General features: G+C 34.9%; 12 protein-coding genes. All 12 read left to right on the forward strand.

Annotated elements, in window-relative coordinates:
• The first annotated feature begins 313 nt into the window (after nt 1–313).
• The 12 genes from H4O20_RS06955 (at nt 314) to H4O20_RS07005 (ending at nt 10,146) form a co-directional block, all read left to right on the forward strand.
• On the forward strand, nt 314–1,711 hold the full coding sequence (locus H4O20_RS06955) for an anthranilate synthase component I family protein (protein ID WP_185098726.1): 1,398 nt from the start codon (nt 314–316) through the stop codon (nt 1,709–1,711).
• 62 nt (nt 1,712–1,773) lie between these two features.
• Nucleotides 1,774–2,340 carry an aminodeoxychorismate/anthranilate synthase component II gene (locus tag H4O20_RS06960; RefSeq protein WP_185098727.1) on the forward strand — a complete coding sequence of 189 codons (567 nt, stop codon included), beginning with the start codon at nt 1,774–1,776 and terminating at the stop codon, nt 2,338–2,340.
• Between the two features lies 1 nt (nt 2,341).
• Complete coding sequence (gene trpD, locus H4O20_RS06965; RefSeq protein ID WP_185098728.1) at nt 2,342–3,334, forward strand: anthranilate phosphoribosyltransferase; 993 nt, start codon at nt 2,342–2,344, stop codon at nt 3,332–3,334.
• 91 nt (nt 3,335–3,425) lie between these two features.
• Nucleotides 3,426–4,205, forward strand: coding sequence for an indole-3-glycerol phosphate synthase TrpC (gene trpC, locus H4O20_RS06970; protein WP_185098729.1), 780 nt, complete (start codon nt 3,426–3,428; stop codon nt 4,203–4,205).
• A 62-nt stretch (nt 4,206–4,267) separates the two neighbouring features.
• Nucleotides 4,268–4,864 carry a phosphoribosylanthranilate isomerase gene (locus H4O20_RS06975; protein WP_185098730.1) on the forward strand — a complete coding sequence of 199 codons (597 nt, stop codon included), beginning with the start codon at nt 4,268–4,270 and terminating at the stop codon, nt 4,862–4,864.
• Nucleotides 4,854–6,035: a tryptophan synthase subunit beta gene (gene trpB, locus H4O20_RS06980; RefSeq protein ID WP_185098731.1), complete on the forward strand. Its 1,182-nt coding sequence runs from the start codon at nt 4,854–4,856 to the stop codon at nt 6,033–6,035. The genes H4O20_RS06975 and trpB overlap by 11 nt, the downstream gene beginning before the upstream one ends.
• Nucleotides 6,036–6,069: 34 nt before the next feature.
• Nucleotides 6,070–6,858, forward strand: coding sequence for a tryptophan synthase subunit alpha (trpA, locus tag H4O20_RS06985; protein ID WP_185098732.1), 789 nt, complete (start codon nt 6,070–6,072; stop codon nt 6,856–6,858).
• 78 nt (nt 6,859–6,936) lie between these two features.
• Nucleotides 6,937–7,065: a hypothetical protein gene (locus H4O20_RS15150; RefSeq protein WP_260402650.1), complete on the forward strand. Its 129-nt coding sequence runs from the start codon at nt 6,937–6,939 to the stop codon at nt 7,063–7,065.
• Nucleotides 7,066–7,115: 50 nt separating this feature from the next.
• The gene (locus H4O20_RS06990; protein ID WP_139856681.1) at nt 7,116–7,241 is read left to right on the forward strand and encodes a 30S ribosomal protein THX; all 126 of its coding nucleotides are present in this window, start codon (nt 7,116–7,118) and stop codon (nt 7,239–7,241) included.
• 157 nt (nt 7,242–7,398) lie between these two features.
• Nucleotides 7,399–8,712 carry a hydroxymethylglutaryl-CoA reductase, degradative gene (locus H4O20_RS06995; protein ID WP_185098733.1) on the forward strand — a complete coding sequence of 438 codons (1,314 nt, stop codon included), beginning with the start codon at nt 7,399–7,401 and terminating at the stop codon, nt 8,710–8,712.
• A gap of 21 nt (nt 8,713–8,733) precedes the next feature.
• A complete protein-coding gene (locus H4O20_RS07000) occupies nt 8,734–9,639 on the forward strand; it encodes a GYDIA family GHMP kinase (protein ID WP_221442762.1) in 906 nt (301 codons plus the stop codon).
• Between the two features lie 6 nt (nt 9,640–9,645).
• Nucleotides 9,646–10,146, forward strand: a complete 501-nt coding sequence (locus H4O20_RS07005) for a hypothetical protein (RefSeq protein ID WP_185098734.1) — start codon at nt 9,646–9,648, stop codon at nt 10,144–10,146.
• The last annotated feature ends 83 nt before the right edge of the window (nt 10,147–10,229 follow it).

A 10,229-nucleotide genomic window follows, 5' to 3' on the forward strand; every position in this document is an offset into this window, starting at 1 on the left:
ATTTTTTTGGTAAAATTAAGCAATATGTACTAAGCAAAACAAAATTTCAAATATTAATAAGTTGAAATGCAATTTTTCTAAAAATCTTTCTATCTTTAAACTTTCAAATTATGAACACAATTACAATAAATACTTGGTGGTGGAATAACTTACGGAAAACGTCGTGAGCGAAACACCTATGGTATAAATTATATACAAAAAGGCTTGTCATTCACGACAAGCCTTTTTTTTTGGATTCGGCTCAACTAAGCCGCAAAAAAATTATAATAAATAAAATACAAACCATCGTTGAATAGAATTGAAACGAAGACTTATGAAATACAAGTTAAAAACATATTCAAAAAAGTTACTTTCAGACACGCTAACCCCAGTGTCTATTTACCTACGTCTACGCGATAAATTCCCGAATAGTCTTTTGCTTGAAAGCAGTGATTATCACGCCAACGACAATAGTTTCACGTATATATGCTTCAACCCTATTGCTTCAATAAAAGTTGAAAACGAAACTATTTCTCAGCATTTTCCAGATGGAAAAAATACTAGCATTGAGATTAATCAAAACACCTCACTACCTTTAATAATCGATAAATTTGCTTCTTCTTTTACTTCAGAATCTAACGACTATAAATTCATAAATAATGGGCTTTTTGGGTATATGGCTTTTGATGCAGTTCGTTATTTTGAAGACATTAAACTCACAAAAAAAGAAGAGAACCTTGGTATCCCTGATATTTATTACGCGGTATATCAAAACATAATAGCCATCAATCATTTCAATAACGAAGCTTATATTTTTGCGCACACTTATAATACTGAAAACAACATTGCCGAAATTGAACAAATATTAAAATCGAAGAGTTTTGCGGAATATTCATTTAAAACAAGTGGCGCGCGAACCACTAATATCGATGATGAAGATTTTAAGGCACTAGTGCAAAAGTGTAAAGAACATTGCCAACGCGGAGATGTTTTTCAAATCGTGCCGAGTAAACGATTTTCGCAAAAATTTACCGGAGATGATTTTAATGTTTATAGAGCTTTACGCAGTGTGAATCCATCACCATATCTTTTCTATTTTGATTATGGGAACTTCAAAATCTTTGGAAGTTCTCCAGAAGCTCAGTTGATTGTTAAGGGAAATACAGCCGAAATTCATCCAATTGCAGGAACATTTAAACGTACTGGAAACGACGAACAAGATGCTGAATTGGCAAGAAAGCTTTCCAAAGACAAAAAAGAAAATAGCGAACACGTTATGCTTGTTGATTTAGCGCGTAACGATTTAAGTCGTCACGGCTCTAATGTAAAAATTGAAACCTATCGCGAAGTTCAGTTTTTCTCACACGTTATACATTTAGTAAGTAAAGTTACTGCAACAAAAAACACGAATACACCCACAATGCAGATTGTGGCAGACACATTTCCTGCAGGAACTTTAAGTGGTGCTCCAAAACACAAAGCCTTGCAGTTGCTAGAAAAATACGAAAACAGAAGCCGTGAATTTTACGGAGGTGCCATAGGGTTTATGGATTTTAACGGTAACTTTAATCACGCCATTATCATCCGCTCTTTCGTGAGTAAAAACCACACTTTACATTATCAAGCTGGAGCTGGAGTTGTTTCTGAAAGTAATGAAGAAAATGAACTACAAGAGGTTTATAATAAATTAGGCGCACTAACAAAAGCATTGGAATTAGCAGAATCCATCTAACTTAAAAATGGTTCTAGCCTATTAGGTATAAAAATAATTTAAATGAATAGATCAAGTTTAAAATGAAAATATTAGTAATAGATAATTACGACAGTTTCGTTTACAATTTAGTCCACTATTTAGAGGAATTAGATTGCGAAGTAACTATTAAACGCAACGATAAGTTTTCCTTGGAAGAAGTTGAGGATTACGATAAAATTTTGCTTTCACCGGGTCCAGGGATTCCCGACGAAGCAGGTTTGCTGAAGGAAGTAATTCAGAAGTACGCCTCTTCAAAACCAATACTAGGCGTTTGTTTGGGGCAACAAGCAATTGGCGAAGTGTTTGGCGGAACATTAGAAAACTTAAGCAAAGTTTTTCATGGAGTTGCTACCACTGCTACCATTGTAAAAGCCGACGAACCCCTTTTTAAAGGATTGGAAAAAGAATTTGAAATAGGACGATATCACAGTTGGGTTGTTTCAAAAGAAGGTTTTCCTGAAGTTTTAGAGGTTACTTCTTTGGATGAAAACGGACAAATAATGTCGCTACGTCATAAAGTATATGATGTTTGTGGAGTTCAGTTTCACCCTGAAAGCGTACTTACCCCAATGGGAAAACAGATTGTAAAAAATTGGATTGAAAGCTAATATGAAACAAATTCTAAACAGATTGATTAATCACGAGCATCTTGAAAAAGAAGAGGCTAGAGCTGTCTTAGTAAATATTTCTGAAGGCAAATACAATCACAGTCAGATAGCTGCTTTCTTAACGGTTTATATGATGCGAAATGTATGCCTTGAAGAGTTAGAAGGGTTTCGTGATGCTTTACTAGATCTTTGTTTGTCGATAGATTTTAGCGATTACAACACTATAGATTTATGCGGCACTGGAGGCGACGGAAAAAACACGTTTAACATTTCAACCTTAGCGTCGTTTGTTACTGCTGGGGCTGGAGTAAAGGTCACAAAACACGGAAATTATGGTGTATCCTCGGTTAGCGGAAGTAGTAATGTAATGGAAGCCCTAGGAATTAATTTTACAAATAATGAAGACAACTTAAAGCGCTGTTTAGACAGAGCTGGAATTTGCGTTTTACACGCTCCATTATTTCATCCAGCAATGAAAAATGTTGCTCCCATTCGCAGAGAGTTAGGCGTAAAAACCTTCTTTAATATGCTCGGTCCCATGGTAAATCCTGTGAATCCAAAAAATCAATTAGTTGGAGTTTTCGATTTAGAAATGGCAAGAATCTATGGTTATCTCTATCAAAAAAGTGAAAAGAATTATGCTGTTTTACACGCAATTGATGGTTACGATGAAATTTCGTTAACAGGACCCACTAAGATAATTTCAAAAAATTCTGAAGGTTTCATAAATGCTGAAAATTTTGGAGTGAATAAAATTCAGGAATCAGAAATCTATGGAGGCAAAACAGTAAAAGAATCGGCGGAAATCTTTCAAAATATTTTAAACGGCAAAGGTAACGAAGCTCAAAACAATGTAGTTTGTGCAAATGCAGGGATGGCAATTTCAGTTTTTGAGAATTGTACGATTCTTGAAGGTTTTGAAAAAGCCAAAGAATCACTGCAATCTGGAAAAGCTTTGAATTCATTAAGAAAATTACAGGAACTTTCTAAATGAAAACCTTAAATAAACACCTGCTTAAAAGCGATTAAAAATTTTTCAAATAACCCAAAACTGAACTCAAACCGAAAACTTAATCACAAATAAAATGACAATCTTAGATAAAATAACAGCTTACAAGCTAAAAGAAGTTGCTGCCAAGAAGGACGCAATTCCAACGCGTTTATTGGAGAGGTTTCCATTGTTTAAAAAAGAAACGAAGTCTTTAGCTGAGATTTTACAGATTTCAACTACGGGAATTATTGCCGAACACAAGCGTCGCTCCCCTAGCAAATCCGTTATTAATGATAAAGTTTTAATCCACGAAGTAGTTACGGGTTATGAAGAAGCTGGAGCTAAAGGGATTTCAATGTTGACAGATTCTAACTTTTTTGGAGGTTCGTTAGATGATTTATTGGTTGCTGAAAAGCATACTTCAATCCCAATTTTAAGAAAAGAATTTATAATTGATCCTTATCAAATATACGAATCAAAAGCCTACGGAGCAGATGCGATATTATTGATTGCTGCTTGTCTTTCTTCTGAAGAGTTGAAACAGTATTCCCATCTAGCAAAATCTTTAAATCTCGAAGTGTTGTTGGAAGTTCACAATTTAGAAGAACTCGAAAAATCATTATTACCAAGTATAGATATGATTGGCGTAAACAACCGAAATCTAAAAAACTTTAAAGTAAATATAGAAACGAGTAAAAAATTATCGGAACATATACCCGATGATTTTGTAAAAGTTTCTGAAAGCGGAATTAGCGATATTGAAACCATTTCAGAACTAAAAACTTATGGATTTCAAGGATTTTTAATAGGTGAAAACTTTATGAAAACCGAAAACCCTGGAGAAACTGCTAAACTTTTTATAAGCTCCTTGTAGGTTTTAAAACCTGCAAGGTATATCAAAATATACCTATGAATGTTAAGTTGAAAATCTGCGGCATGAAACACAACATCGCTGAAGTAGCAAAACTTCAGCCAGATTATTTGGGCTTCATCTTTTATGATAAAAGTCCGCGATTTTTCAATGCGGAAGAAATCCCACAACTGCCTGCAGGCGTTAAGAAAGTTGGTGTTTTTGTAGATGAAAACATTTCAAAAGTTATTGAATTGACTAAAAAACATACTTTAGATATAATCCAGCTTCACGGTGACGAAAGCAATGCGTATGTACGGGATTTACAATCTAATCTTGAGTTTTCAGACACACTTGTTTGGAAAGCTTTTAGTCTTGATGATAAATTCGACTTTAGTGAATTATCAAATTATGAAAACACAGTAGATAAATTTCTTTTCGACACAAAAGGAAAGGAAAAAGGAGGAAACGGCTACACTTTCAATTGGGAGATTTTGAAAGACTATACACTTAAAAAACCTTTCATTTTAAGTGGTGGCATTGGTTTGGATGAAATCGAATCGCTAAAAGAGCTTCTACAAACCGACCTCCCAATTTACGCAATAGATGTAAACAGCAGATTAGAAACTAAACCAGGCTTGAAAAATATTGAAGATTTAAAAAGGTTCAAAAATGAATTATAACGTAAACGAAAAAGGGTATTACGGCGATTTTGGCGGTGCATATATTCCAGAAATGCTTTATCCAAACGTGGAAGAGCTTAGGCAGAGTTATTTAAAAGTTATGGGCGAGGAATCTTTTCAAAAAGAATTCCGCCAATTACTAAAAGAATATGTAGGACGCCCTACTCCACTCTATTTTGCAAAACGTCTTTCAGAAAAATACAACACCAAAATTTATTTAAAACGCGAAGATCTTTGTCATACAGGAGCTCATAAAGTAAACAACACCATCGGGCAGATTTTAATGGCAAAGCGACTAGGTAAAACTCGTATTATCGCTGAAACAGGTGCGGGTCAGCACGGAGTTGCAACAGCTACCGTTTGCGCTTTAATGGGGTTAGAATGTATTATTTTTATGGGAGAAGTTGACATAAAACGTCAAGCCCCAAACGTTGCTAGAATGAAAATGCTTGGCGCAAAAGTGGTTCCAGCAACAAGTGGAAGTAAAACATTAAAAGATGCTACCAACGAAGCCATTCGCGATTGGATTAACAACCCTGTTGATACACACTATATTATAGGAAGTGTTGTAGGGCCACATCCATATCCAGATATGGTCGCGAGATTTCAAAGTGTAATTTCTGAAGAAATAAAAACACAGCTATGTGAAAAAGAAGATCGCGAAAACCCAGACTTTGTTGTGGCTTGCGTTGGCGGTGGAAGTAACGCTGCAGGAGCATTTTACCATTATTTAGACAATCTAGACGTAGGACTTATTGCTGTAGAAGCCGCTGGAAAAGGCATTGATAGTGGTGAAAGTGCTGCAACTTCAGCATTAGGAAAAGTGGGAATTATTCACGGTAGTAAAACGCTATTAATGCAAACCGCAGACGGACAAATAACAGAGCCCTACTCCATTTCTGCTGGTTTAGATTATCCTGGAGTCGGCCCAATGCACGCAAATCTATTTACTTCGGGCCGAGGAGAATTTATCTCAATTACCGATGATAAAGCGATGAAAGCAGGTCTTGAATTGTGCAAACTAGAAGGCATTATTCCCGCAATAGAAAGCAGTCACGCTCTTGCAATTTTTGAAATGAGAAAATTCAAAAAAAATGATGTGGTTGTTGTGAATTTAAGTGGCCGAGGTGATAAGGACCTTGATACTTTTATAAAATATTTCAACCTCTAATTAAATCTAGACCTATTTGGTTCAATTTTTAGCTATGAATAGAATTCAAAATAAACTTTCAGAAAAAAACCTACAAGCCGACAAGGCAGGAAAACTACTGTCAATCTATTTCACTGCTGGTTATCCAAAATTGGATGATACTGTTGAAATTCTTCAGCAATTGCAGAAAAACGGTGTCGATATGGTTGAAATCGGTTTGCCTTTTAGCGATCCTTTGGCAGACGGTCCCACTATTCAGGAAAGTTCACAACTAGCCTTAAAGAATGGAATGACCACCGAAATTCTTTTTCAGCAAATGAAAGATGTGCGAAAAACTGTTTCAATTCCACTTATAATTATGGGGTATTTTAATCCTATTCTGCAATATGGAATTGAAGATTTTTGTAAAAAATGTGCAGAAGTAGGCATCGACGGCCTCATTCTCCCCGATCTTCCCTTGTCGGAATACAAAGAGCATTATCACGAAATTTTTAAAAAATACAATTTGATAAACGTATTTTTAGTCACACCCCAAACTTCTGATGATCGCATTAGGCAAATCGATACAGCTTCCGATGGATTTATCTACTTAGTGAGCAGCTCAAGTGTTACAGGAAATTCGGATGAATTTGATGAAAATCAAGAGAATTACTTCAGTCGTGTGGCTTCCATGCAGCTAAAAAACCCTCTAATTGTAGGATTCGGAATCAAGGATGCTACTACTTTTAAACAGGCAACTTCAAAAACTAAAGGCGCTATAATTGGTAGTGCTTTTATAAAAACACTTGCTAGGGATGGTAAAAGTGGAATTTCAAACTTTATAGCCTCTATCCGTGAGGTTTAACCATTATTTAGCAAGAGTTTAATATAATTTGTACTCAGATTTCTGTAATTTGGTGGTAAATCAAAAAACAGAGAGATTATGGAAAAGAAATTTGAAAGAAAAAAAGAGCAAAAGAATCCAACCAACCCAACTGGGAAGACAAAGCGCGAAAACAATGAGTTTGATATTGACAAGAAGACAATCAAAAAACAACAAAATAAAAATTAAAGTATTGTCAGACTTACAACGTTTATGCAACTAAAAAGATAATTTAGAATATGGGAAAAGGAGACAAAAAAACCAAACGCGGAAAAATTAATATTGGCTCTTTTGGAAAATTGAGGCCAAAGCGCAAAAAGTTCAAAATTAGGAGTATGCCTACTAAAGGTACACAAGTAAAATAAGAGTAAAATCCCATCAGGGAAACTCTGATTGTGACATTTTGTAAATCTTTAAGGTATTTAGAACGACAAGTTTGTTCTAAATACCTTTTCTTTTTTAAATGATTCCTAAGAAACTAAGTCGAAATACTATCTTTGCAGCGAACTCATATTTAAGTAAATGAATCAGCCCGTTTCTGGATTTTCTAAAAAAACCAAAGCCGAAAAAATTGAATGGTTAGCAGAAAATTATCTGCAAAACAATCCAAATTCCATTCAAATTTTAAAAGATTACTGGAATGAAGATGCTTCTTTACAGCAACTTCACGACGATTTTATTGAAAACACACTTTCAAACTATTACCTCCCATTTGGTATTGCTCCCAATTTTTTAATCAATGATAAATTGTACGCCTTACCAATGGTTATTGAGGAAAGCTCCGTTGTGGCTGCAGCTAGTAATGCTGCAAAATTTTGGTTGGAACGTGGCGGATTTAAAGCTGAAGTAATTTCTACAGAAAAGAACGGCCAAGTTCATTTAAATTTCTATGGAGACGAAAAAAACATTGAAGCGTTTTTTGAAGAAGTTAAGCCTAAACTCCGCACTAGTATTCAATCTATCGAGAAAAATATGAAAGCTCGTGGTGGCGGACTTTTAGAACTTTCTTTAATTGACAAGTCGCATATCCTGGATGGCTACTTTTACATCCACGCTACTTTTGAAACCTTGGATGCCATGGGAGCTAATTTCATTAATAGTTGTTTAGAGAAAATGGCTCAGGTTTTTGAAGAAGAGGCGCGACACTATGAGCTCTTTCAAAAAGAAGAAATCTTTCCAGAGGTTGTAATGAGCATACTCTCCAACTATGTACCTGAATGTTTAGTTCGAGCTGAAGTAAGCTGTAAAGTAGATGAACTTACAACAAAACACCACGATGGGAAACAGTTTGCTGAAAAGTTTGTAAGAGCTATTGAAATAGCAAAAACGGAAACAAGACGAGCAGTTACACACAACAAGGGTATAATGAATGGGATAGATGCAGTGGTTTTGGCTACTGGAAACGATTTCCGTGCTGTTGAAGCTGGAGTTCACGCCTATGCTGCAAAAAACAACTACTACGGAAGCTTAACTCACGCAAAAATTGATGACGATACTTTCACTTTTTGGATTGAATTACCTTTAGCAATTGGAACTATTGGAGGGTTAACTTCCCTTCACCCTTTAACTAAGCTTGCTTTTGAAATCCTACAAAAACCAGATGCTAAAGAATTGATGAAGATAATTGCAGTTGCTGGCTTAGCTCAAAATTTTGCTGCAGTACGTTCATTAGTTACTACAGGAATTCAAAAAGGACATATGAAAATGCACTTGATGAATATTATGAATCAAATGCAGGCTACTAAGGATGAAAAAAGTAAAGCCTTAGTGTATTTTAAAGAAAATGCCGTTTCCCATAGTTCGGTAGAAGCATTTTTGAAGGAATTGAGAAGCTGAAGATTTTAGAAGAATAGAAAATTGATTAATAACTTTCATAGCAACGGGAAATTACTACTCACAGGAGAATATGTCGTGCTTAGTGGGGCTTCTGCTTTAGCCATTCCAACGGCTTATGGACAAAGTTTAAAAATTGAATTTTCAGAAAAAAGCGGACTTCATTGGGAAAGCTTTGATGAAAAAGGCTCCATTTGGTTTTCAGATGTATTCGACCTAAAAAGCTTAAAAAGTAAAAATACCAATAATTCCATTTCAAAAACTTTATCGAATATTTTGCTTGAAGCTCGAAATTTAAATCCTGAATATCTTTTAAATGACACGGGGCTTCACGTTATTACAACACTCGATTTTCCTCGTAATTGGGGCTTAGGCACCTCCTCTACTTTAATAAACAATATTGCCCAATGGGCCAATGTTGATGCATTTCAATTACTTAAAAATAGTTTTGGAGGCAGCGGATACGATATTGCAGCGGCTCAAAACGACACTCCTATTGTATATAGGTTAAACAATGAAATTCCCGAAATAAATAAAGCACATCTTCCTTGGGGTTTCACCGATTCGATATTTTTTGTTTATCTGAATCAAAAACAAGACAGTAAGCAAGGGATTTCAAGATTTAATAAAGCGACTGTCACGAAAGCAACAATTAAGAGAATTTCGGAGATTACAAATACACTTTTAGTCTGCAGATCACTTGAGGAATTTGAAAGCTTGATGAAGGAACACGAGCAAATTATTTCAGATATAATAAACCTTCCTACAGTAAAGTCGAAGTTATTTAGTGATTTTTCAGGTACCGTTAAAAGCTTAGGCGCGTGGGGTGGCGATTTTGTTTTAGCTACCGGAAACAAAACAGAAATGGAGTATTTTAGAAAAAAAGGATTTAAAAAAATCGTATCTTTTGCAGATATGATTAAATCCTAAATCTGTATGAAACATATAATAATTGCCGTTTTTACGCTGCTTTCTGTCGGTACATCAAATTCACAAACAAAAGTTTATTCAGGAAATTCCAATTACAGTGGAGATATTATTTGTAATCTTAAGGATGGAAAAGTTTATAAGAAAAACTCAAATTATTCGAGCGAAATTCTTTGTAAAGTTTCTGGAAATAAAGTGTACAAGAACAACTCCAATTACTCAAGTGATGTTCTATTTAACGTAAAAGAAGGAAAGGTCTATAAAGGAAACTCTAACTACTCAAGCGACATCTTGATGAATATCAAGGATGGGAAGCTATATAAGAAAAACTCTAATTACTCAAGTGATGTCATCCTTACTATAAGAGACGGAAAAGTTTACAATGGCAATTCCAGTTACAATAGTGATGTATTATTTACAATAGACAATTTGGTTACTATCGAGGAGTTTGTAGCTATATACTATGTATATAAGGGATCATTCTCAAAAGTTGTGTGTGAATTGAAATAGAATTCTGATTTTTGTTTTTTAAAACAAAGCTTTGGACAATTATCTAGACCTACTGAAACTTATCCTGCCTGAATTTTTAATCA

The organism is Aequorivita sp. 609 (genome assembly GCF_014212065.1).
GTDB classification, from domain to species: Bacteria; Bacteroidota; Bacteroidia; order Flavobacteriales; family Flavobacteriaceae; genus Aequorivita; species Aequorivita sinensis.